The organism is Streptococcus sanguinis, assembly GCF_900635155.1.
Lineage (GTDB): Bacteria > Bacillota > Bacilli > Lactobacillales > Streptococcaceae > Streptococcus > Streptococcus sanguinis_G.
Window position 1 is genome coordinate 1385201 of record NZ_LR134002.1, and the last position, 22756, is coordinate 1407956.

Here is a 22756-nt window from a genome sequence, read left to right on the forward strand (position 1 = left end):
TTTCCTCCTATTTTTTTGTGAAAATCTGGGCGCCTTTTTGATCAATCGCTACAATATTATCAGCGGCCTTGTTTAAATTACCAGCGATTTCCGTCATTTTAGTCGTATATGCACTTGCTGAGGCGAGAGTAGAGGCTTCTGTTCCGCCATTCCAAGCTTTGGATAAGGTCAGTTCAGACAAGAGATCTTCTACTTCTCCAGATGAAAGGTTGTGAGCTAATGTAAAAGATGCGTTTCTTAGTTCTGAGATGTGCGCCTCAACTTTTGATTTTGCACTTGCTAACTTATCTTTAATCTCTTGCTCATAGACCTCAGCTTGAAGCTGAGCAGTTTGAGCACTTGTACGAACGAGTTCCTCTCTTAAACTAATTGTTTTGTCGCCAGAACTGGTTCTTAATGAGGCATGCAATTCATCAATGTATTCTCTATTTATAGCGATTAAATCCTGCTTAGAAGGCTCAGGAGCGAAGTCTCCATATTCCTTTAAATACTCAAGGACATAATGATCAGGATCTTTTTTAGCATAGTCTAATCCAAAATTTGCGGTTACTGGATTTATTTCGTACATTTTTGCTTTAAGTTTTGCAATCTTTTTGACTTGCTTTTCGGTCATGCCAGAGCAGAAAAGACCATTTTTTTCATACCATTCAAAATCTGGCCTATTACCTTTAATCTTTGGTAACCCAGCATTATGATGTTTTCCCTCTACAGTAAATACTTTTCCATACGGAATGATCCCTCCATGACCATCCCAACTTGTTAAATCTTTCCCTTGATCACTGTATGAATGTAAGTGTTTATTAATATATGCTAATTCTTCATCACTAATACCTCTATAGTCGGCTGTATTTTTTGTCAACGAATTCCACGCACCCCAGTCCATGAAATTTGTAATCTTTTGGACTTTCATTTCCGCAGCTACTTTAGCAACTGCTGGTCCCGCTTGACTAAATCCCGACATATTACTGATATCAACTTCTTGTCCTTTGCCAGCCATTTTTTCAGCACTAGCTAATGATTGATTATAAAATTCTCGAACGTCCTTTGTCTGTTCTGTTAATTGATTTCTTGCCAGTACCGCATTAAATCCAGATTCTATAACATGGTTATTATTTTCGTTATTAGGTGATTGAGTACCAGCAACAACAATAGTAGTTTGACTGAAATCTGGATTCCCTTCCTTATCAAGAGGCGCAACAGCAATAGCTTGGGTGGTTTCATTGATTTCGTTGATTAAGACATATTTTTGTCCTCCCCTTTTTAACGAAAAATCTTCACCAACATCATGGTCTTTAATTATTTTTAGAACTCTTGTTTGCAATTGCTGTACCTGTTCATCATTCAACGCCATTCCCACTCATTTCCTTTCCTAATTTCTGTATTATAGGCAACTTCTGCTTCTAGGCTGCCTTTTTCACTTTTAACCACATCTTTTAGTTGTCCATCTTTAACAAGTGCTTCAATATTTTCATCCATTGCGGGGTTGATTGTTAATTTAGCTTTTGGAGGCAAACTTTTGTAATTCGTTATATCAAGAAATTTACCATCTACATCAATTTCAATCACTTCCTCATCAAAACCATTAAAATCTAACCGTAGATCTCCTAAAAGACCGTAGCTTGCATATCCATGCTTACCAACTTTTCGCCCTAAATAAGCCTTATTCCCATGATTGTCATAAATTACGGGAACGATATTAGCATCGAACATAGTCTGCCCATCCCCACCTTGCACAAAAATTGGTGAAAACTCAATTTTACTAACTCCTGAATAGTGTTCTTTGATATAAGTTGCTAGTTGTTCTTCCAACAAACGAAATCCGCGTTTGTAAAGTTTTACTCCTTTATCGTCTAAAACATCACTAACATTATACGGCGAGTTTTGATGTTCAATCCATTTTGTCATACAGTATCCCCCTCCTGAAACTAAGGTAATTAATACAGCTATAATTGCAAGTTGTTTTTTCTTCATTAACTGTCACCTCTATATCTAAATGAAAACGAATCCATTTTTTCTGTTTATAGTATATCACAATATTGTATTTTTTGCCGAGTACTTCTGCCATATTATCCATAAACAGAAACCTCCCCATTTAATCAAAGATTATCCCTATTCTGAATAACTCCCTCTTTTAATTTATAAGTTGTAGTCTAATTTCGGCATTCGGACTTCCTACATCTGATTCCTTAACATCTTTTAGCCTTACTAAGTGTTATTTAATATAAACAATGCCATTCTGTCAACGCCAATCCAAATAGTCTCCTTTCTTAATTTCTGTATTATAGACAATTTCCGCTTTTTGACTACCTTTTTCACTTTTAACCACATCTTTTAGTTGACCAGCATTGACAAGCGCTTCTATATTTTCATCCATTTCTTTAACAGAATTAAGTTTTACATTTTCAGGTAAACATTTACTATCAGATATATCAATAAATTCACTACCAACTCTTATTTCAATGATTTCTTCATCCAATCCATCAAAATCGAGTCTGATACTACTAAAATCATCATAATGAGCAAATGTTCGATTTCCAATTTTTTTACCTAAATACGCCTTATCTCCATATTCATCATAAACTATAGGAACAATATTGGCATGAAACATATATCGTCCGTCACCTCCTCGAACTAGTATGGGTGAAAACTCAATTTTACTGACTCCTGAATAATGCTCTTTAATGTAAGTTGCCAGTTGTTCTTCCAACAAACGAAATCCGCGTTTGTAAAGTTTCACTCCTTTATCGTCTAAAACGTCACTAACATTATCGGGTGAGTCTTGGTGTTCAATCCACTTTGTCACACCAAAGATTCCACCTGGAATGAGAAGCATCAGAACTGCCAAGGCGAAAATGATCTTTTTCTTCATAAACATTCTCCATTATGTACTAATATAAAAATATATATTTTTTGAATCTACACTCGTAGTATAACATAGTTAGTTGTAAGTTAAAACACAAAACAGAATTCTGACAATTCTTGAGAATATACAAAAAAGACACGAAACAAATCGTATCTTTTATCATCACAACTCAATAATTTTACCTGTTTCAAAGTAAACAACCCATTCACAGATATTCTTGGCATAGTCGCCGATTCGTTCCAAGTAAGAGATAACTTGGAAATAATCGCGGCCAGTTACAATCAGTTCTGGATTTTGTTTGATTTCCTCTGTAGCAAGATCGCGAATATCATCAAAATATTCGTTAATTTTCTCATCTAGCGCTGCTACGGCATAAGCTTGGTCTACATTTCCATTGAGGTAGACGTTTAGGGTTTCTTCGACGAAATTCTTAACATCGCGCCCCATCTTGCTGATAGCATCCTCTACGGACTCGATGCGGACTTCTCCCTTCATCCGAACAGTAGCTTTGGCGATAGATACGGCGTGGTCGCCCATGCGTTCCAAGTCACTGCTGGCTTTCAGCACGGTGATAACGGTTCGCAAATCCTGAGACACAGGCTGTTGCAAGGCGATAATTTCCAGAGATTTTTTCTCCAGTTTGACCTCGTAGTCATTGACTTCAGCGTCGTCTTCAATAACCTGACGAGCCAGTTCACGGTCATGCGTGACAAAGGCACGCACTGTCCGGTTAATCTGCGATAGGACTTCATTTCCCATCGCATAGAATTGATTATGAAGTTTTTCTAAATCTTCTTCAAATTGTACTCTAAGCATAAGATTCCTTTCTGTTATCCGAATTTACCAGTAATGTAGTCTTCGGTCTCTTTGTGGGCTGGATTGAGGAACATCTTCTTGGTTTCATTAAATTCAATCAAGTCTCCGCCAAGGAAGAAGCCAGTCTTTTCAGAAATCCGAGATGCCTGCTGCATGGAGCGAGTGACCAAAAGCATGGTATATTTGTCTTTCAGACTGTAGAGGGTTTCCTCGATTTTCCCAGCTGAGATTGGGTCCAAGGCTGATGTCGGCTCATCCAAGAGAATAATCTTAGGGCTAGTAGCTAGCACGCGAGCCACACAAACCCGTTGCTGCTGGCCACCGGAAAGACCGATAGCGGAATCATTCAGACGGTCCTTGACCTCATCCCAGATAGATGCACCAATCAGGGAGCGCTCAACTGCTTCGTCCAAAACAGCCTTGTCCTTGACACCATTAATCCGAAGTCCATAGACCACATTTTCATAGATAGTCATAGGAAAGGGATTAGGCTGCTGGAAAACCATTCCGATTTCCTTGCGAAGCTCTACCGTATCTGTCCGCGGACTATAGATATTGTGACCGTTATAAATGACCGTTCCTGTAGTCGTTACTTCTGGATTCAGGTCCCCCATTCGGTTAATGGCCTTGAGCAAGGTTGACTTACCTGAGCCTGACGGTCCAATCAAAGCTGTAATCTCATTTGGCATGAAATCAAGTGAAACGCTATTAAGGGCTTTCTTTTTATTATAATAAACCGACAAGTCCTTGACTTGCAAAATAGGTTCTGTCATACGTTTTTCCTTCATTTTATTTTACATTCAACCAAAGACTAAGCTTGTTGAATCGTGATGAATAGGGACAGCTGCTTAACCAAAGTGGCCTGAAACATAGTCATTAGTGGACTGAAGCTTGGCATTTTGGAAAATATTGGCCGTCTTATCATACTCAATCAAGTCGCCCAGATAGAAGAATCCAGTGTAGTCACTAGCACGGGCAGCCTGCTGCATATTGTGGGTCACAATGATAATGGTATAGTTGTTCTTAAGCTCAAACATGGTTTCTTCCAGCTGCATGGTCGCAATCGGATCCAAGGCTGACGCTGGCTCATCCATGAGCAGAATGTTTGGCTTGACCGAGATAGCACGGGCAATGCAGAGCCGCTGCTGCTGACCGCCAGAGAGAGTCAGGGCTGACTTGTGCAAGTCATCTTTGACCTGGTCCCAAAGAGCTGCTTGTTTGAGCGAAGTCTCCACAATCTCATCCAAAACCTTTCTATCTCTGACACCAGCCCGTTCATGGGCAAAAGTGATATTGCGATAGATAGACTTGGCAAAAGGATTTGGTCTTTGGAAAACCATACCGATATGCTTGCGCATTTCATAAACATTGATTTCAGGGCGGTTGACATCAATCCCCTCATAGAGGATCTCTCCAGTCACATTGGCAATATCAATAGTATCGTTCATGCGGTTGAGGCTGCGGAGATAGGTTGATTTCCCTGAGCCAGAGGGGCCAATCAAAGCAGTGATTTTGTTTTTTTCAAACTGCATATCAATGCCCTTGATGGATTCCTTTTTACCGTAGTAAACATGCAAATCCTTGGTTGACAAGGCTACCTTTTCTTCAGGAAAAGTAATGATATGTTTTTCATTCCAATTATATTCTGTCATTTCTTCTCCTTTAAGCAGAGGTTAATTTCTTATGCAGATAGCTGCCCAGTTTGCGGGCCCCCAGATTGAAAATCAAAATGAAGATCAGGAGAACCGCTGCTGAACCAGCAGAAACAGCCGTTCCATCAGGAATTGTTCCCTCGCTGTTGACCTTCCAGATATGGACGGCCAAGGTCTCAGCCTGACGGAAGATAGAGATAGGGCTGGTAACACTGAAAATATTCCAGTTGGACCAGTCAAGAGCTGGAGCTGACTGACCTGCTGTATAAATCAAGGCTGCTGCTTCACCAAAGATACGACCGGAAGCCAGTACAATCCCTGTCACAATACTAGGCAAAGCTTCCGGAATGACCACATGCAGGACCGTTTCCCAGCGGGAAATTCCCAAGGCCAAACCAGCTTCACGTTGCGTATGGTGGACGTGGCGCAAGCTATCCTCAACATTCCGCGTCATCTGAGGCAGATTAAAGACTGTCAGAGCCAAGGACCCAGAAATAATTGAGAAGCCATACTCAAACTGGACAACAAAGATCAAATAACCAAAGAGCCCAACTACTACCGAAGGCAGTGAAGACAGGATTTCAATACAGGTACGGACAAAGTTGGTCACTGGACCTTTCTTAGCATACTCTGACAGATAAACCCCAGCCCCCATAGAAAGAGGCACAGAGATAATCAGAGTAATCACCAGCAGGAAGAAGGAATTGTATAGCTGAATGCCAATACCACCGCCAGCTTGGTAAGAAGAGGATTTCCCTGTCAAGAAAGACCAGGAAACATGTGGCAGACCTCTAACTAAGATATAGAGGATAAGAGAGGCAAGGATGGCAACAATGATACTCGCTATTGTGTAGAGAACACCAGTCGCCAATTTATCTAATTTCTTAGCGTGCATAGTTTTTCTTACCTCTTTCTTTTGTAATTAGTTTAATGACACTGTTAAAGGCCAAGCTCATCATCAAGAGCACCAGAGCCAGAGACCAGAGAACGTTATTGTCCACAGTTCCCATAACGGTATTTCCAATTCCCATGGTCAAGACAGAGGTCAGTGTAGCTGCTGGTGTTGTCAGAGAAGTTGGAATCACCGCAGAGTTACCAACGACCATCTGGATAGCTAGGGCTTCACCGAAGGCACGCGCCATTCCAAAGACCACAGCTGTAAAAATACCTGAGCGAGCAGCCTTGAGTGTTACCCGCCAAATGGTCTGCCAGCGCGTTGCGCCCATAGCAAGACTTGCTTCACGGTAGTGGCGTGGCACAGCACGCAGACTGTCCGTCGTCATAAAGGTTACTGTTGGCAAAATCATGACAAAGAGCACAAAAATACCAGACAAAATCCCAAAACCAGTACCGCCAAAGACTGTACGGACAAAAGGAACCACGATTTGCAGACCGATAAATCCATAAACAACAGACGGAATACCAACTAAAAGCTCAATCGCCGGTTGCAGTATCTTTGCTCCTTTTGGAGACACCTCTGTCATAAAGACAGCTGCACCAATCGCAAAGGGAGTTGCTATCAGGGCAGACAGAATAGTAACGATAAAGGAGCCTAAAATCATTGGCAGGGCACCAAATTCTTTACCTGAAGGATTCCAGACACCACCAAAAAGAAAATCAAAAACATTAACGCCGTTGACAAAGAAAGTAGATAGACCTTTCTGAGCAACGAAGATTAGAATCATAGCCACAATCACCACAATCAGTGACAGACAGGCAAAAGTCAGATAGCGGCCAAACTTCTCCAAGCGAGAATTTTTAGAAGGCGATAACAACTTTTTGGTTAATTCCTCATTTTTCATTTTGAATCTCCTTCTATTGCTGTGACATTCCCATCAGCGTCCTTGCTGACTTTCATATCGTTGATTGAGATATAGCCCATGCTGGTAACTACCCCTTTTTGAACATCATCTGACAGCATATAGTCTAAAAACTCAGCAGCCAGACCAGTCGGCTTGCCCAGTGTATACATATGCTCATAAGACCAGAGCGACCAGTTATTGGTAGCAACATTTTCTGCTGTTGGCTCGTAGTTATTAAGTTTCAAGGTTTTTACAGACTCATCAACATAAGCAAAGGCTAGGTAAGAAATCGCACCAGGAGTTTGCGAAACGATATTTTTTACCATACCGTTGGAATCCTGCTCTTGACTCTGCACAGCTGATTTCCCATCCATGATGACACTGTCAAAGGTTGCTCGGGATCCAGAGCTAGCCGCACGATTGATAATCGAAATCTCTAAGTCCTTACCGCCCAGCTCTTTCCAGTTGGTGATTTCACCAGTGAAAATTTTCTGCAGCTGCTCAGACGTTAGATTATCCACATCAACTTCTTTATTGACAATCACCGCAATACCAGCCACAGCGACCTTATGGTCCACCAAGTCAGATGCCTTAATCCCTTCCTTCTCTTCAGCAAAAACATCAGAGTTCCCGATTTCAACAGCTCCTGATTGCACTTGAGAAAGACCTGTACCAGATCCGCCACCCTGCACATTGACCGTTTTACCGATGTTGTTAGAGCCAAAGTCATCAGCTGCTGCTTCAACTAAAGGCTGCAGGGCAGTTGAGCCTACCGCTGTCATAGATTCACCACGGTCAATCCAGGATGAGCAAGCTGATAAGGTGAGTCCTAAGCCCAGAACTGTCAGCGCTAAAGCAAATTTTTTCAATTTGTTCAAAAGATTTCTCCTTTAATAAAATCAAGAGGATGGGAAGTATCTTTAGTATTCTTACTTAGCAGAAAGAAGCTTTTTTCAATACATTCACATCTTCAACTATATCATATAATACCAGCTTTTCCTAATATTTTATCTAAATCTCAGGCCTTTTGGAAAATAATTTTTCAGGGTTTTTCCAGTGACTTTTGCAAAGCCCAGACCGTTCCCGCCAAGGACTAGTTGGTACCAGCCGTTTGGCTGCGTTTCTGCCAGTTCAATCGTCTCGCCTGCCGCATATTTCGTGAAGTCCTGTTCATTGATTTCAACCTGCTTCAAAACCTCGCTTGGCTTCATAGCCAATCCCAGGGCAAAGCTAGGCTCAAAGCGATTCTTCTTAAACGTTCCTAGGTGCAGACCGTTACGGGCAATCTTTAGCTTGGACAGGTCTGGCAGTCCAGCTGGCAACAAATAAAGATTGTCCCCAAAGGTCTGCAGATCTCCAGTCAAGATTGTTTTTAGATGCTTGCTCTCAAAGTCCTGCCATAGCTTTCTTTGTTCGCTCGTCAAACGATTCTTACTTGATTTAATCTTCTTGCTACTATTCTCACCAGTAAAGCGAAAGTGTGCTGCAAACTGACCTTCACCTTTGAAGCGATGCGGATACATCCGAGCTGTCTCAGGAAAGCCAATTCCTTCAGTCATCCCGTTTATCTTAGGAATATCAATGAGTTCAAGTGGAAATTCTTCCAGTAACCAAGCAACGATGTCTTCATTTTCTTCAGGAGCCCAAGTACAGGTTGAATAAACTAAGCGACCATCCTTGGCAAGCATACTCATAGCAGCTGTTAGAATCTCTCTCTGGAGCTGGGCGCATTGTACTGGATAATCCGGAGTCCAATACTGGGTAGCATCCGGCTGCTTGCGAAACATGCCCTCGCCCGAGCAAGGTGCATCTAAAACAATCAAATCAAAATAACCTTCAAAAACCTGAGCCAACCGCTCAGCTGATTCATTGGTAACAAGAACATTTCTGGCACCAAAGCGTTCAATGTTCTCCACTAAGATTTTAGAGCGTTTGCTGTTGATTTCATTGGAGACCAGCAGGCCTGTATTATCCAGAAATGACAAGAGATGGGTTGATTTGCCACCTGGTGCAGCCGCCAAATCTAAGACTTTCATTCCCTTAGATGGCGCTGCTATCTGGGCTACCATTTGAGCTGTTGGCTCCTGCGAATAAACCAGACCAGTCACATGCTCAGCAGACTTACCAGACACCTTGCCATAAAAGCCCCAGTCTGTCTGAGGAATGGCATCTGAGAAATTCTGCTGGCCTTCTTTTAGAGGATTGCTGCGAAAGGCCGAAATCGGCTCCTCGTCAAAAGTCGCAAAAAAGTCCGTCGCTTCAGTGCCTAAAATCTGCTCATATTTTTCTTTAAAACCTTTAGGAAAGTCCATCTACTGCTTCCCCTTTTCTAAATAAGGCTTCAGAGCTGATAGTTTGCACTTAGGTGCCATCATGACAGGCTGCCGAGTCTGGAAATTTAGCTGACTGCAATCCAAGGTTTGGACGATAAAGCCTAGCTTCTCCGCCATAATCGAAGCCGCCGCATAATCCCAAGGCCAGTTGTAGGAAAAATAAGCCAAGAGGCCACCAGACAGCACCTTGCTAAAGCTAATCCCAGCACTGCCATAAACCCGAACCCCTAAACACTCCCGAGCCAAGTCTGCCAAGCCCCAATCATTGGCTTGCAGCATACCGGCATTAGAAGCCATGAGAAAGTCTTGAAAAGGCCGGTCCTCAAAAGCAGGAAGTTTCCGGTCGTTACAATAGACATCAAAGTCCCCGCCACCATGATAGAGCTGGTCTCTGGTCACGTCATAGATCAAGCCAAAACGACCAATGCCCTTTTCAAAATAGGCAATCATAACGGCAAAATCAGCCTTCTGAGTGATAAAGTTGGTGGTTCCGTCAATCGGATCAATCACCCAGACATTGCCATCAGCAATATTATGTCGGAGTCCATTTTCCTCCGCTAAAATAGCATCCTGAGGATAGCGGGCTAGAATCTTAGCCACCAAATCATCCTGAACCTTCCGGTCCATCTGGGTGACCAAGTCAGTGGCACTGGTCTTTTGACTCACATCCAAATCATCATAGAGATGTTCCCTCAAAAAAGCACCAGCTTGGTAGATGATTTCTTTAGCAAAATGAAATTTATTTTCCAAGAGAAATGCTTCCTTTACCTTTACTTTTTGCCTCTTGAACAGCACGATAAAGCGAATAACCACTGACGTTTTCAAACTCACGGCCAATTCGCTTCTCTTGGCTCTTGCTAGGAACAACTTGCTTGAAAGCCGCATAGGACTTCAAGAGCTTTTCCACTTGGACTTTCTGTTCATAAGCTGCTTCTACATCATTAAAAAAAGAGAGCACCGAAGCAAGCTCTTCAGTGCTCCACGATAAATCTAGTGGGTAACTATAATTTTTGTTCATCTTTACTGAATATCTGCCCGCATGGTTGCGGATCTTAACTCTTCCTTACGATAACTCCGAGGCAAGAAAGCACGAATTTCATCCTCGTTAAAGCCGATTTGCATCCGTTTGCCGTCTAAAATAATTGGGCGTCGCAAAAGACTGGGATTTTCCTCAATCAACTGAATCAAGGTTGAAATGGATAAATCCTCCACATCCAAATCTAATTTCTGAAAAATTTTTGAGCGAGTTGAAATAATGTCGTCTGTACCGTTCTCTGTCAGAGAAAGAATATGTTGCAATTCGGGAGCTGACAGAGGGCTCGTCATGATATTATGTTCCTGAAAGGGCACTTCATGATTTAGCAGCCAAGCACGCGCCTTACGGCAAGAAGTACAACTCGGCGATAAAAATAATGTAATCATGCGTTTCTCTTCTAATTCTGTATAATAACTACCTCTATTATACTAAATTTTATTTGGCTTGACTATATTTTTTTGAAAATTACTGCCGAATGTCATGAAAATATAAATTTTTCAACTATTTCGATAACCAGTCCAACTTCTAGCGATCCGTTCATCACTCTGCAGCTGAGCAACCAAACTGTCAATACCTTCAAACTTAACCATCTCACGAATCTTATCCAGCCAGAAAATCCGAATGGTATCGCCATAGATGTCCTGAGAAAAATCAAATATATTAACCTCAAAACGAAGTTCATCCCCGTCAAAAGTTACATTTTTCCCAACACTAGCCATACCACGATAGCGCTGACCATTGTGCTCAACGTCCGCGACATAAACGCCATCTCCTGGAAGAAGGACTCGATCCAAGGGAGCTAGATTGGCTGTTGGATAGCCAATCGTCCGTCCTCTGGCATTGCCATGAACCACAATACCGCGAGTAGATAGAGGATAGCCTAGCAATTCTTGAGTTTTCAGCATATCTCCGACAGCAATCGTCTCCCGAATCCGAGTGGAAGAAATTTTCCGATTATCCAGATTAACCGAGGGAACGATAACAATCTTTCCATTAAAATAATCTCTCAGCTCATGTGACTCTTTGCGGTCTGAGCCAAAATGATAGTCAAAGCCAGCTACCACAGCCTTGGCGCGCAGACGAGATACATACTTCTCAAAAAAGTCTCGGGCTGTATTGCCCGCAAAATGGCTAGTAAAATCAATCAGGTAAAGATAGTCAACACCTAGACTTTCCAGCTGCGCCATTCGGTCTTCAGGACTAGCCAGATGCAGCATGAGCTCAGGCTGGTAGCGTACAAAGGCTAGCTTAGGTGACTCTGGGAAGGTCATCACTGCAATCTTTAGACCTTGCTCCGCAGCAATCTCTCTCGCTTTCTCAAAGAGTGCCTGATGGCCCTTATGCAGCCCATCGAAATAGCCTAGAACAAGGACCGTATCTTCTGTCTGATCAATCCCTTTTTCATCTGTAATTCTCTTGGTTATCATCATTTCTCTATTTTACTACGCATTTGCTATTTTTACAATATCCGTTCCGCTCGAAAACGCAAAATATTCAAAAAGATTTTTACTGCCTTAGTCAGGGCGTTTGTCAAAATCTGAAAAAAGCAAAACAAAAGGACAGCAGTTGTGCAGTTGCTGTCCTTTTGTGAGGTTTAATGAAATTATTATAACATGCAAGCGCACATTTCATATTACAAAAGAGTAACAATCTTTTGACAATTCTACTGTTAATATTAAAGGAAGACTTTGCGGGGCTTGTAGGCTGCTTCCCGCTTTTCCAAAACGACTACTAACTTCTCCTTATAAAAGCCAGCTAGCTCAGCTTCATCTGACATCAAGCTGATAAAACGACCGTTTCTCACATCCTCGACCTGCTCGTCTGAGAGCTCAACTCTCACTAAATCTCCGATTCCCAATTCGAGTGGTTGGAGAAAGGAGAAATCTTCCACTTCTACTCGCTCTGCTATTTCATCCAGGGTCAAGGCATCATCTAAGCTCATACCTGCAGAGGAAGTCCGTGTCAGCTTGGACATATGACTGGAAAAGCCAAGCTTGGCTCCCAAATCAACAGACAGGGTTCGGACATAGGTCCCCTTACTGCACTTGACTCGAAAACGAAAGCGGGCTTGTTCATCTTCATAGTAAATCGGACTGGTGCGCTCGAAACTATAGATGGTCACCTGCCGCTCTGGCCTCTCCACTTCTTGACCCGCTCTTGCATACTCATAAAGCTTGCGGCCATTTACCTTGACTGCAGAGTACATGGGCGGAATCTGGCGAATCTCACCGGTCATGGACTCCATCGCTTCATCAATGAGAGCTTCTTCTAAAAGCTCCGTCACTGGCGTCCACTCTAGGATGTCTCCGCTGGCATCCTCTGTCGTTGTTGAGCAGCCCAGGGTAATCTCTCCCTCGTAGACCTTGCCTTCCTCCTGCATAAACTCGACCAAGCGCGTCGCCTTGCCCACAGCAATGGGAAGCACCCCGACCACATCCGGATCCAAGGTTCCCCCGTGACCGATTTTCTTGGTTTTTAAAATCTTGCGCAGCTTAAATACCGCATCATGCGAAGTCATACCCGCTTCTTTTCTTAGGTTGATAATTCCGTTCATATCTTGCTTTCTAATTCAATCCAGAATGTCTTCTTCTAAAATTGTCATATAAGTTTCTTTTTCAACTTGAGGTAATTGAGATACTCTTTTTGCTTGATTCATTATAATCAAATCAAAAACATTTCTTACAAAACGACCATTTGCATTTTTATTCTCTGGTTTGTTTTTTTCTAATTCTATATAATTCTTTATTTTCTCTTGAGCCATTTTTGCTACTGTGTAATCTTCTTTTTGGCAATATGAAAGAAAAATGTCGAACATTTGATTTACAGTATAATCTTCAAATGTAATAAAATAATTAAATCTAGATTTTAAACCAGGATTAGATTCGAAAAATTTTTTCATTGGATTTTCATAACCAGCAACAATTACAACTAGATCATCTCGATAGTCTTCCAAAGCTTTTGTAAGTTCTGTCAGACACTCTCGACCATAACTATCACTTTTGTCATTATCTGTAATACTATATGCTTCATCTATAAATAATACGCCACCCTTAGCTTTTTGAATTAGTCTTTTAACTTTTAAAGCTGTCTGCCCTTGGTATTCAGCTATCAAGTCCGTCCGACTAGCTTCAATAAAATGACCTTTACTTAAGATTCCTAAAGTTCGATACATATGTCCAACAATTCTAGCAACTGTTGTTTTACCTGTCCCTGGATTACCTAAGAATGCCATATGCATGGTTCTATTTGTTTTTTTCAACCCTAACTTTTCTCGGGTTTGCTGAACTTTATTAAAAATTACTAAGTCTTCTATTTCTTTTTTTACATTTTCTAAACCAATTAATGATTTTAAATCATTAGCTAATGCTTCAAATGATTTATTATTTGTTTCTTTCAAAATCAAATAATTTGTATCAATAACTCTAGAACCAAGATATTTATACAATAATTCCAAAATGCCAGTTTGCTTATCTTTGATTTTAGAGAATGTTTCTTTACTTGTTAAGTTTCCTAATCGTTTTATAAACTCTAACTCAGCATTTTTAACATTATCAAATATATCTTGAAGAACTATTTCTAATTCATAAGTACTATTTGTTAAATCATCAATTTTCTTCACTTCCGATTTTAATAGTTTTAAATATGTTTCACTAATCATCTACATTCCTTTAAATAACAGAAATACTACTATTACAGCGAATAAGATTCCTAAGGTATAGAATCCTTTTCTAAGGAAAATAATCTCTTTTTGTTTTTCCTCTAATTCAGTTTGAAATTTCTCGACTATTAAAGTAAGATTTTTGCCTTCCTCTATTAATCGAACATTCATCTTATCTACGTCGTTTTTAAGATTATTTTGTGTTTCTTCAACTTGTAAATGCAAATCGTTAAAACTATTTTCTAATTTCACTAATGATTTTAGCTTCGCTTTTAAACTATCAATTTCAATCTGAATTTCACTTTGCTTATCTTCAAGTTGTTCTAAATCTTCTAGCTTTTTATGATGTTTCTTCAATATATCAATTAAATCTTTATTCTGTTTAAAAACGTCATCTAAAAGTTTTTTATTACCTGTTTGATATTCTTCTATCTCGTGCAATCCCTGTATAGCTTTACTATTTGCCTCTTTCGCTGCAATCAAAGATTTTGAAATACTTTGAATATACTCATCGTCTAATATCTGAAAAGTTTCGTAAATGGTATTAAATTCTTGAATAATCTTTTTAATATGCTTGTTTTGTTCAATCATTCTATTTTGAACAGCATCGGTGAGAGCGTTTAAATCCTTACCTTTAACATCATATTCCATGCCAATAAATCCTAGCATAGGATCGCCTTGTGGGACAGTTGGTAAATCTGATTGTTCTGGAATCTCTTCACTAAAGGCTTTTAGCTCTTGTTTTTTTTCATTAAATCTTTCAGAATTTTCTAAAACTTGAATCTCTAATTCTTCTGACATAACATTCTCCTATAATAAATCATTTAATGCATTTTGCATTTCTTCAAGTTCACTTTGCTTTTCATCAAAGTATATTTCGTTAACTAATAATCGCTGTTCGGAAGCAACCCTTGAATCAAAAAAATCCTCTTGAATATTACCAAGCAGTTCTCTTAGTTTTTGATGATTCTTAGCCATCTTACTGAAGATATCATTTCGCTTAACAGCAACATTTTGCTCGGCAACAAAAATTTGAACATCCTGAACTATTAGCAATTCGTTCTTCTTATCAGCTTGTTGCTTTTTGTTTTCATCTTGTAGTTTTCTTGAAATAAATCCATCAAGTCCATTAATGATTATAGCACCTAAGATGCCTGTTAGTAAACTTGCTAAAAACATCCCCAAAATATTTGCTATGGAGCCTAACAATGGTATTTCAAATTTCATTCCTGGTATAGTTAATAGATACTTTTCAAAATATTCTCCTAAAAACATTGCTCCTATAGTAACTAAAGCAGAAGTAATGATTTTTGAAATATGAGCGATTTTAATTGCTGTAGATTGTGACTGATTTTCAGGATTTGATAGATAAGAGATACTTTCTCTTATTGAACCAAATATTTGTTTAATCAAGTTTGGAATTTTTTTTAGTTTCTGGTTAATTACACCAATAATTTCTCCCACTATACTTCCAACAAAACTATCAATGCCAACTTTAATAAAATCTTTAATCTTATCAAAGAAAGAATGAAGTACATTTTTCATTTCTGATAAGAATGTATCAAACGAACGTTTTTTAGATTTGAAAAAACGAACCAAAGCATTCATAATTTCTTTTAACATTCCAAATAAAGCAGCAACAAACATAGCTTTTATAGCATCTTTCCCAGCTTTCTTTGCCATTCTTACAGAAGCTTTCTTTGCAATGTCTTTATTAATAGCTTTCTTTGCTCTTTTTTCAGCCTTAAGCATCTTTTCTGAATCAGCTGCTAATTTATCATTTAATCTTTTATTATTCTCAGCTTTAAGATTTCTCTTTTCCGCATCTGAAATATTCTTTCTATCAATTCTCCCATTAGCTCTTTTGACTTGCTCTCTGAGTTCTTTTTCTCTGACTTCTCTATTTTTTATGTAGTCACTATTAGATTTTGCTCCTTTACTTTTATTGAGAGATTCATTAGTAGAAGCTAAATTCTCTGTCTTATTTGCTAAGTCAGTGGTGTCTGTATCAGCAATCTTCCTCCAAGGATTTTCAAATATTTGCTTACGGGGAACAACATGATCCAAATTCGCTTTTTCATTTCTTCTTAAAATTTTACCAGTATATTCATCTTTAAGTTTACCTGATTTTTGTTTTTCTTTCATAGCCTTTTTTGAATCAATAAATCTTTTATCCTTCAAAATTTTGTCGCCAATTGCTTTTGTATAACCTTCAGGATTTTTATCATTATATTGTTTTAATAAAGTCTCGCTGGTTATTTCTAAACCAATTTGATTCGCAAATTGATTCCAAATTTCATCTAAAATGACGTTACTTAATTTATCAGGCGACGTAATCTCTTTACATTCTAATTGTAATTTTTCAAGGTTAGAGAATTCCATTTCGAATTGGTGTTCAAGTAGTTCTTCCAACTCATCATAGTTTAAACTTTTATACACATCTACTTCTTCAGTATTCAGTAATAATAATTCATTTTCCACAATTTTCTCACTCCTTCAAAGCTTCAAACTTAGCTTTCATGGTAGGGTTTTTGCGCGTCAGTTTTTTGACAGACACATCGTCCAGTTTGTTATTAGCCAAGCGCAGCTGGTTTTCAGAGGTTGTCAGGAATTTCTTGATTTCTTCCATACGGCGGATGGCCTTGTCAATCTCCTCGATAGCCTTGCCAAAGTTGGTCGAAGCAGACTGATAGTTCTTGGCGAAAGCTACTTTAAAGGCATCCAAATCTTCCTCAAAATGCGTAATATCAATATTCTGCTCCCTCACCAAGGCCAGTTCCTGCTTGTACTGGAGCGAGTTGAGCGCAGCATTACGCAGGAGGGTAATCATTGGCAAGAAGAACTGAGGCCGGATAACATACATCTTCTCATAGGCATAGGACACATCGACAATACCCGAATTGTAGAGCTCGCTGTCAGCCTCAAGAAGTGTCACCAGAATGGCATACTCACAGCCTTTCTCCCGCCGATCCTTATCCAACTCTTTGAAGAAATGCTCGTTTTTCTTCTTGGTCGCTGTCTCATCACCTTCATTTTTCATCTCAAACATGATGGAGAGGATTTCTACACCATTTTCATCCACCTCTCGATAAATGTAGTCGCCCTTGCTGCCGGTTCTGGCATCATTGTCCTTGCCAAACTCCGCTCGCGGAAACATGGCCATACGGTTCTTGTTAAACTCGTACTCACAGTGCTGTTCCAAACTCTCGCCAATCATCTTAGTAGACTGCTTGGCCTTGAAATCCTTGTAGAACTCTATGGTCTCATCTTTCTGCCGCAGCTCTACCTCATAGCGCTCTTTGAGTGAGGTCTGAGCCAGCGCTGCTTCCTTTTCTTGCAAAACTAGCTGATTCCTAACCTCGTCTCGCTCTTTTTCCAGCACAGACAAGGTCTTTTGTAGTTGATTTTCATGCTCCAAGCGCAGAGTTGTCAGTTGATTTTCTAGCTGCTGGACTTCCTTAGCCTTTTCCTGCAATTGAAGACTAGCTGCCTGCTCCGCCTCTTTCTTTGCCAATTCCTGCTGGGTCTCAAACTGAGCAATTTGACTTTGAAGATTGCTAATTTCCTGATCTTTCTGCGATAGCAGAGCTTGTTGGGCATTCTGGGATTTTTGCTCTGCTAAAGCCAGTTCCTGCTCAATCCGAGCATGAATCTCCTTGTCAAACTCTGCTGTCCGAACCTGCGACAAAAGCTCACTGTACTGGCTCTCATTGACAATAAAAACCTCCCCGCAGTTGGGGCATTTGATTTCATTCATGGGGTACCTCTTTCTCTGTAGTTAAACTCTTTATTCTTTTTCTTTTCCGACCCGACAGTTCATGCAGCCTTCATACATTATTTGGAGCTGACAAGGAAAAATCTTATTTCCCATTGATAATTCTCCCTGCCAAAGACACTTTTTATCACTGTAATATTCGTGAATAATTGTAATAATAAATTGCGGATATTCTTTTAGAAAATGTTCTAATGGATAGTAAACACCAGTGAATGCCCGATTTTCTTGATTGTCCAAAATGTAGATTTGACAATAATCAAGCTCAACATTTTCAAAGCAAATGCCAGCTTCATAATACTTTTCGCCCTCCTGACTATAATCAATCATATAATCAAACTGAACATGCAAATGATTGCTTTCCAGCCAAATCTTCCGAGTGCTCAAATCATGCAAACTAAAGGCCCGACCAGGAGGTCGCTTCTCTGCTCCTTCCATCTTTCTCCTACTTCTGCTCGTTAATCTTTATGATTATTATATCATCCTTTCTCGAAATTAAAAACAGCAAGCCAATGGTTTGCTGTTTCAGTTTATCACTCCTCCATCTCAATCCGCCAGCTGGCAGCTGTTTTTCTTTCTTGGATAAACTTACTGTAAATGCCTTGTTTAGCCAGTAAGTCTTGGTGTTTGCCTTGCTCGACAATACGACCTTGATCCAGCACCAAAATCTGGTCTGCATGCTCAACCGTCTTGAGTCGGTGGGCAATCATGATAATGGTCTTATCGCGAGTCAGAGCCTGAATAGCCTGCATGAGGGCTTCTTCGTTTTCGGGGTCAACATTGGCTGTTGCTTCATCCAGAATGATAATAGGCGCATCCTTAATAATAGCCCGTGCAATGGAAATGCGCTGGCGCTCACCTCCAGAAAGACTAGCACCTCCTTCACCAATCTTGGTGTCATAGCCATCAGGTAGTGAGAGGATAAAGTCATGACAGGCCGCTTTCTTGGCAGCCTCTATCACTTCTTCCTGACTTGCCTCCGGCTTGCCAAAACGAATGTTATTGGCAATGGTATCCTCAAAGAGATAGACGCTTTGGAAGACAAAGCTGAAATTGCGAATCAGGCTGTCATAGCTATAATCCCTGACATCATGCCCGTCCAGACTGATACTTCCCTGGTCCACATCCCAGAAGCGGGCAATGAGGTTGCAGAGCGTTGTTTTGCCTGATCCAGAAGGTCCGACCAGAGCAGTTGTTGTTTTTTCGGGAATGGTGAGGGAAACCCGGTCAATAATTTTCTTATTTCCATAAGAGAAGCTAACGTCTCTCAGATCAATCCGGCTACTCTTAGGCTCAATATCCTGACCACTGATGTCCATCGGCTGGATAGCTAAGACTTGATTGACCATATCAACCGACAGATCAACAATGCGCAGGAGAGAAGAGAAAGAGCCAACGCCGTCTAGATTTTCATAAATCATAAAACCACTGACAATCATCATAATGGTTACCAGCAGCTCCATAATGCCATTGAGATAAAAATAGATAGAGAAAAGACCCATAAAGAGACCGGTCAGCTTGGTCACCATGCCTTGGAGGGCAATGTAAGGTGAGGTCACAAGTGTCATTTTGGTATCTAGCTGACTCTTGCCTTCAATAGCTTTGGACAGCTTCTTGGCAGAACGGTTAACCAGATTGTAGTTCTTAACTTCAGCAATCCCTTGGCTGTACTCTAAAACAACGGCTACTAGGTCCATATCCGCCTGATACTTGTCATCAGAAACCTTGCCAACTTGCCAACGCATGAGGGTATTTGGCAGGAGAAAGAGGACGAGACCCACCAAGAGAACCAGACCAACCCGCCAGTCATAGAGAAAGACCAAGACGGTTATGAGGCCAGTCGTCAGAAATCCCTGCACAGTCATCATAACCACTCGCGTAGCTACATCAGACAACCCTTCCAGCGTATTAGTCGTGACACTGGTAATCTTGCCTAGGCTATTTTGATTAAAGTAGCCCATGGGCAGATAGCGCATGTGCTCGGCAATTTCAATCCGCTTCTGAGCACAGGTATGATAGCCCGCTTCCGTCTGCAGCATGGTAATTTTCAGGGTAATCCAGACGTTTAGCACAGTGGATACCAACATGATACCCAGAGCCAGCCAGAAGGTCTGCATAGAGAGATTCTTCTCAATCAGTCCCATAACGACTAGGCCTATTACTGGGATACGTAGAGCAATGATAAAGGACTTGATGATGCCCAGATAAATGGATTGATAAAATTTCCTACGGTCCTCTGCCGTACAGAAATCAAAGAATTTCTTCAGTATATTAAGCATGAGTCAGCCCTCCTTCCATCTCACCACTATCCCTGGTAGCAATATGAGCCTGCCACATGGAAGCATAAAGCGGACTGGCTGCCAGCAATTCTTCATGCCGGCCTCTAGCTTCAATCCGACCATCATTGACCAGAACTATCTGGTCTGCACTCATAATCGTAGACAGCCTGTGGGCAATGACAATCAAGGTTCGTCCCTCAATCAAACTAGCTAGACTGGACTGAATCCGTGCTTCATTTTCCGGATCTGTATAAGCAGTCGCTTCATCCAAGATAAGAATCGGCGCATCCTTAAGCATGGCACGGGCGATGGCAATCCGCTGACGCTCCCCACCAGATAGATGACCGCCGCCAGAGCCTACCTGAGTCTCAAATCCGATTTCTAAGTTTATGATAAAGTCATAACAGCCACAACGACGGGCAATTTCGATGACCTCTTCATCAGAAGCTGCTGGATTTCCCATCCGGATATTTTCCATAATAGTCTCATCAAAGAGATAGTTATCCTGGGTCACGTAAGCAATCTGCCGACTGTAATAGTCTAGCGGAAGCTGGCGAATGTCCAAGCCACCATAGGTAATCTGACCAGAAGTGACATCCCAGAAAGAAGCTAGAAGCTTGGCAATTGTAGACTTACCTGAGCCTGATGGCCCAACTAAAGCATTGATGCTGCCAGCCTTAATATCTAGCGAAATTCCATGTAGTACTTCCTCTTCATCTGTATAGCCAAAACTGACATCCGTCATGACCAGATCTCTTCCTTTTGGAAGTTCTCGCAGCTCCTGAGGCCTTTTCAAATCAGGCTTTTCCAGAATATCAATGACTTGACCAAAAATAGTGCCGATTTTCCGTAAATCATCCATGTAACTAGCCACTAAAATCAGTGGAGTCAGAAGACTGAGCGAAAGAATAATCATTAGAATGAAATTGCTGGCAGTCAAGCTACCTTGCAGATAGAAATAACAGCCAGCCGGCAGCAGAAAGAGCAAGCCTGATGGCAGAAAAGCAGTCACAATGCCCATCTCTAGATTGAACTTGCGCATCCACTCAATAAAGCAATCTGCTCCTTCTCTAGCAGCCGTCACAAACTTATCGTAAGAAAATTTTTCCTTGCCAAAGACCTTGATGACCTCAATCCCATTGATGTATTCCACCGCTGTATCATTGAGCTTTTTGGTCTTGACCAGAGTATTTTGATAGTCCGCTTCGCTATTGACAGCCATCCGCATATAGGCCAGCACCACGATGGGAATAGTTAGGAGAGACAACAAGGTCAGCCGCCAATCGATGACTAGCATAGCAATGAGAACAATAATCGGACCAAAAATCCCAGCGGTAAACTCTGGAATCAGGTGAGCCAAGGTCGTTTCGGTCGCATCCACCCGCTCAACGATAATGTTTTTATAACTGCCTGATGACTGACTGAGCACTGTACCCAGAGGCAGCCTAGCTAGCTTGTCTGTCAGGCGACGCCGCATTTCCGCTAGAATCTTAAAAGTAGCCGTATGTGACAGCATGGTAGAAATACCGTGGAATCCCCAGTAGCCAATCCAGGCCAGACCTGCCCACGCTGACTGCTGCAGGTAAAAATCCCAGTTTTTATTGCCAGCCAAGAGCTGATTAATCATTCCACCAATAAAGAAATAAGGCAGAAATCCTGAAATCACAGAAGCAAAGGCAAAGCTCAGACTGAGCACAAAATATATCTTATGAAGGGAAACAAAGTCCCAGATCCAAGCAAGAACAGATTTTTTCTTCATAGAATGTCCTTCTTTCTATCAAAAACCTAGCAAACTTCCCCAGTCAAACAAGTCCATGATGGAATGGCAAAATTCCAGCGCCTGCTCTTGGGGCCAGTCTTGAGCCAAGGGCTCAAATACAGCTGTGTAATAAGCCGTCATGCACGATCGCAGAAACTCGTGTTTGACCAGACGATTGATCTTACCCTCTTTGTAAGCCAGCTCCAAATAGCGATAAGTCTCGTCTGCAGCCAAATGAGGCAGACGCATCCTGAAGTCCGCTTGCGAAGATCCCTGAGATTTAAAGAGCAAGAGCTGCATAATATCCTTATGCTCATAGAGAATCCGCATCAGGGACTGGAGATCCTCTAAGCGATGTGCCCACATGTCAGACAGGTGTCCCTCTTCTAGGAAAGCATAGTCACGTCGCTTCTGCTCTTGTCCATACTGGTCTAAGGCTGTCAGAGTAGGCTCAAGCAGAGCAGTAAAGAGACTGTCCTTACTCTCATAGCGCTTATAAAGAGCCCCAGTCGTCAAGCCAGCAGCGCGACAAATTCTCCGCAGTGAAGCATCCTGATAGCCATAAGCCAAGAACTCACTCCTCGCGCTTTCCAAGATTTTTTCGTTTAACTTATCTGTTTCTTTTTTCATGCTTTCAATTCGATAACACCGTTATCACCTTTCTTCTTTTATTATAAATTCTGACAATTTAACTGTCAAGGAAAAACAAAAAAAGACCGAGAAATATTTTCATCAGTCTACTTCTACTTTCTTTTCCTCCTGTAAATATGACAAAAGAGGCTGGGA

At 41.0% G+C, this 22756-nt stretch carries 23 protein-coding genes; all 23 read right to left on the reverse strand.

Features of this window, described 5'->3' with window-relative positions; all coding sequences use genetic code 11:
* Window positions 1-7 precede the first annotated feature (7 nt).
* The gene (locus ELZ47_RS07020; protein WP_126435673.1) at window positions 8-1351 is read right to left on the reverse strand and encodes a hypothetical protein; all 1344 of its coding nucleotides are present in this window, start codon (window positions 1349-1351) and stop codon (window positions 8-10) included.
* Entirely contained in the window at window positions 1342-1971 is a 630-nt protein-coding gene (locus ELZ47_RS07025; RefSeq protein ID WP_032909734.1) for a hypothetical protein, read from the reverse strand. Before ELZ47_RS07025 ends, ELZ47_RS07020 begins: the two co-directional genes overlap by 10 nt.
* 268 nt (window positions 1972-2239) lie before the next feature.
* The gene (locus ELZ47_RS07035; RefSeq protein ID WP_126435674.1) at window positions 2240-2869 is read right to left on the reverse strand and encodes a hypothetical protein; all 630 of its coding nucleotides are present in this window, start codon (window positions 2867-2869) and stop codon (window positions 2240-2242) included.
* Window positions 2870-3025: 156 nt separating this feature from the next.
* Complete coding sequence (phoU, locus tag ELZ47_RS07040) at window positions 3026-3679, reverse strand: phosphate signaling complex protein PhoU (RefSeq protein ID WP_125332717.1); 654 nt, start codon at window positions 3677-3679, stop codon at window positions 3026-3028.
* A gap of 14 nt (window positions 3680-3693) precedes the next feature.
* A complete protein-coding gene (gene pstB / locus ELZ47_RS07045; protein ID WP_032906495.1) occupies window positions 3694-4452 on the reverse strand; it encodes a phosphate ABC transporter ATP-binding protein PstB in 759 nt (252 codons plus the stop codon).
* Window positions 4453-4527: 75 nt separating this feature from the next.
* Window positions 4528-5331 carry a phosphate ABC transporter ATP-binding protein PstB gene (pstB, locus tag ELZ47_RS07050; protein ID WP_002895769.1) on the reverse strand — a complete coding sequence of 268 codons (804 nt, stop codon included), beginning with the start codon at window positions 5329-5331 and terminating at the stop codon, window positions 4528-4530.
* A 10-nt stretch (window positions 5332-5341) separates the two neighbouring features.
* Entirely contained in the window at window positions 5342-6226 is an 885-nt protein-coding gene (gene pstA / locus ELZ47_RS07055) for a phosphate ABC transporter permease PstA (protein ID WP_125378204.1), read from the reverse strand.
* A complete protein-coding gene (gene pstC / locus ELZ47_RS07060) occupies window positions 6216-7133 on the reverse strand; it encodes a phosphate ABC transporter permease subunit PstC (RefSeq protein WP_002895771.1) in 918 nt (305 codons plus the stop codon). Before pstC ends, pstA begins: the two co-directional genes overlap by 11 nt.
* Window positions 7130-8011: a phosphate ABC transporter substrate-binding protein PstS family protein gene (locus ELZ47_RS07065; RefSeq protein WP_126435675.1), complete on the reverse strand. Its 882-nt coding sequence runs from the start codon at window positions 8009-8011 to the stop codon at window positions 7130-7132. Before ELZ47_RS07065 ends, pstC begins: the two co-directional genes overlap by 4 nt.
* Window positions 8012-8140: 129 nt before the next feature.
* The gene (locus tag ELZ47_RS07070; protein WP_126435676.1) at window positions 8141-9445 is read right to left on the reverse strand and encodes an RsmF rRNA methyltransferase first C-terminal domain-containing protein; all 1305 of its coding nucleotides are present in this window, start codon (window positions 9443-9445) and stop codon (window positions 8141-8143) included.
* Window positions 9446-10216 carry an inositol monophosphatase family protein gene (locus ELZ47_RS07075; RefSeq protein WP_164549578.1) on the reverse strand — a complete coding sequence of 257 codons (771 nt, stop codon included), beginning with the start codon at window positions 10214-10216 and terminating at the stop codon, window positions 9446-9448.
* On the reverse strand, window positions 10206-10484 hold the full coding sequence (locus ELZ47_RS07080; RefSeq protein WP_126435678.1) for a UPF0223 family protein: 279 nt from the start codon (window positions 10482-10484) through the stop codon (window positions 10206-10208). Before ELZ47_RS07080 ends, ELZ47_RS07075 begins: the two co-directional genes overlap by 11 nt.
* A gap of 2 nt (window positions 10485-10486) precedes the next feature.
* A complete protein-coding gene (locus ELZ47_RS07085) occupies window positions 10487-10888 on the reverse strand; it encodes a Spx/MgsR family RNA polymerase-binding regulatory protein (RefSeq protein WP_002906786.1) in 402 nt (133 codons plus the stop codon).
* A gap of 111 nt (window positions 10889-10999) precedes the next feature.
* The gene (locus tag ELZ47_RS07090) at window positions 11000-11929 is read right to left on the reverse strand and encodes a bifunctional riboflavin kinase/FAD synthetase (protein WP_331852796.1); all 930 of its coding nucleotides are present in this window, start codon (window positions 11927-11929) and stop codon (window positions 11000-11002) included.
* A gap of 248 nt (window positions 11930-12177) precedes the next feature.
* The gene (gene truB / locus ELZ47_RS07095; protein WP_125332729.1) at window positions 12178-13056 is read right to left on the reverse strand and encodes a tRNA pseudouridine(55) synthase TruB; all 879 of its coding nucleotides are present in this window, start codon (window positions 13054-13056) and stop codon (window positions 12178-12180) included.
* 15 nt (window positions 13057-13071) lie between these two features.
* Window positions 13072-14160, reverse strand: a complete 1089-nt coding sequence (locus ELZ47_RS07100) for an AAA family ATPase (RefSeq protein WP_126435680.1) — start codon at window positions 14158-14160, stop codon at window positions 13072-13074.
* Complete coding sequence (locus ELZ47_RS07105; RefSeq protein WP_126435681.1) at window positions 14161-14961, reverse strand: hypothetical protein; 801 nt, start codon at window positions 14959-14961, stop codon at window positions 14161-14163. It lies immediately after the preceding gene.
* A 9-nt stretch (window positions 14962-14970) separates the two neighbouring features.
* Window positions 14971-16641 (reverse strand): hypothetical protein, encoded by a 1671-nt coding sequence (locus tag ELZ47_RS07110; protein ID WP_126435682.1) that lies wholly within the window; start codon window positions 16639-16641, stop codon window positions 14971-14973.
* A 7-nt stretch (window positions 16642-16648) separates the two neighbouring features.
* Window positions 16649-17917 carry a DUF2130 domain-containing protein gene (locus tag ELZ47_RS07115; RefSeq protein ID WP_125332049.1) on the reverse strand — a complete coding sequence of 423 codons (1269 nt, stop codon included), beginning with the start codon at window positions 17915-17917 and terminating at the stop codon, window positions 16649-16651.
* Window positions 17918-17947: 30 nt separating this feature from the next.
* The gene (locus tag ELZ47_RS07120; protein ID WP_126435683.1) at window positions 17948-18370 is read right to left on the reverse strand and encodes a hypothetical protein; all 423 of its coding nucleotides are present in this window, start codon (window positions 18368-18370) and stop codon (window positions 17948-17950) included.
* Window positions 18371-18465: 95 nt separating this feature from the next.
* Window positions 18466-20211 carry an ABC transporter ATP-binding protein gene (locus ELZ47_RS07125; RefSeq protein WP_126435684.1) on the reverse strand — a complete coding sequence of 582 codons (1746 nt, stop codon included), beginning with the start codon at window positions 20209-20211 and terminating at the stop codon, window positions 18466-18468.
* Entirely contained in the window at window positions 20204-21970 is a 1767-nt protein-coding gene (locus ELZ47_RS07130; RefSeq protein WP_126435685.1) for an ABC transporter ATP-binding protein, read from the reverse strand. Before ELZ47_RS07130 ends, ELZ47_RS07125 begins: the two co-directional genes overlap by 8 nt.
* Before the next feature lie 18 nt (window positions 21971-21988).
* Complete coding sequence (locus ELZ47_RS07135) at window positions 21989-22600, reverse strand: TetR/AcrR family transcriptional regulator (protein WP_126435686.1); 612 nt, start codon at window positions 22598-22600, stop codon at window positions 21989-21991.
* Between the last annotated feature and the right edge of the window lie 156 nt (window positions 22601-22756).

Bases quoted from the DNA above. Each gene is read 5' to 3' on its own strand.
- ELZ47_RS07025 (WP_032909734.1), bottom strand. From the start codon at position 1,971: ATGAAGAAAAAACAACTTGCAATTATAGCTGTATTAATTACCTTAGTT.
- pstA (WP_125378204.1), bottom strand. From the start codon at position 6,226: ATGCACGCTAAGAAATTAGATAAATTGGCGACTGGTGTTCTCTACACA.
- ELZ47_RS07125 (WP_126435684.1), bottom strand. From the start codon at position 20,211: ATGCTTAATATACTGAAGAAATTCTTTGATTTCTGTACGGCAGAGGAC.
- ELZ47_RS07105 (WP_126435681.1), bottom strand. From the start codon at position 14,961: ATGTCAGAAGAATTAGAGATTCAAGTTTTAGAAAATTCTGAAAGATTT.
- ELZ47_RS07130 (WP_126435685.1), bottom strand. From the start codon at position 21,970: ATGAAGAAAAAATCTGTTCTTGCTTGGATCTGGGACTTTGTTTCCCTT.
- ELZ47_RS07115 (WP_125332049.1), bottom strand. From the start codon at position 17,917: ATGAATGAAATCAAATGCCCCAACTGCGGGGAGGTTTTTATTGTCAAT.
- pstC (WP_002895771.1), bottom strand. From the start codon at position 7,133: ATGAAAAATGAGGAATTAACCAAAAAGTTGTTATCGCCTTCTAAAAAT.
- ELZ47_RS07070 (WP_126435676.1), bottom strand. From the start codon at position 9,445: ATGGACTTTCCTAAAGGTTTTAAAGAAAAATATGAGCAGATTTTAGGC.
- ELZ47_RS07085 (WP_002906786.1), bottom strand. From the start codon at position 10,888: ATGATTACATTATTTTTATCGCCGAGTTGTACTTCTTGCCGTAAGGCG.
- pstB (WP_002895769.1), bottom strand. From the start codon at position 5,331: ATGACAGAATATAATTGGAATGAAAAACATATCATTACTTTTCCTGAA.
- truB (WP_125332729.1), bottom strand. From the start codon at position 13,056: ATGAACGGAATTATCAACCTAAGAAAAGAAGCGGGTATGACTTCGCAT.
- pstB (WP_032906495.1), bottom strand. From the start codon at position 4,452: ATGACAGAACCTATTTTGCAAGTCAAGGACTTGTCGGTTTATTATAAT.
- ELZ47_RS07135 (WP_126435686.1), bottom strand. From the start codon at position 22,600: ATGAAAAAAGAAACAGATAAGTTAAACGAAAAAATCTTGGAAAGCGCG.
- ELZ47_RS07100 (WP_126435680.1), bottom strand. From the start codon at position 14,160: ATGATTAGTGAAACATATTTAAAACTATTAAAATCGGAAGTGAAGAAA.
- ELZ47_RS07090 (WP_331852796.1), bottom strand. From the start codon at position 11,929: ATGATAACCAAGAGAATTACAGATGAAAAAGGGATTGATCAGACAGAA.
- ELZ47_RS07035 (WP_126435674.1), bottom strand. From the start codon at position 2,869: ATGAAGAAAAAGATCATTTTCGCCTTGGCAGTTCTGATGCTTCTCATT.
- ELZ47_RS07080 (WP_126435678.1), bottom strand. From the start codon at position 10,484: ATGAACAAAAATTATAGTTACCCACTAGATTTATCGTGGAGCACTGAA.
- ELZ47_RS07120 (WP_126435683.1), bottom strand. From the start codon at position 18,370: ATGGAAGGAGCAGAGAAGCGACCTCCTGGTCGGGCCTTTAGTTTGCAT.
- phoU (WP_125332717.1), bottom strand. From the start codon at position 3,679: ATGCTTAGAGTACAATTTGAAGAAGATTTAGAAAAACTTCATAATCAA.
- ELZ47_RS07020 (WP_126435673.1), bottom strand. From the start codon at position 1,351: ATGGCGTTGAATGATGAACAGGTACAGCAATTGCAAACAAGAGTTCTA.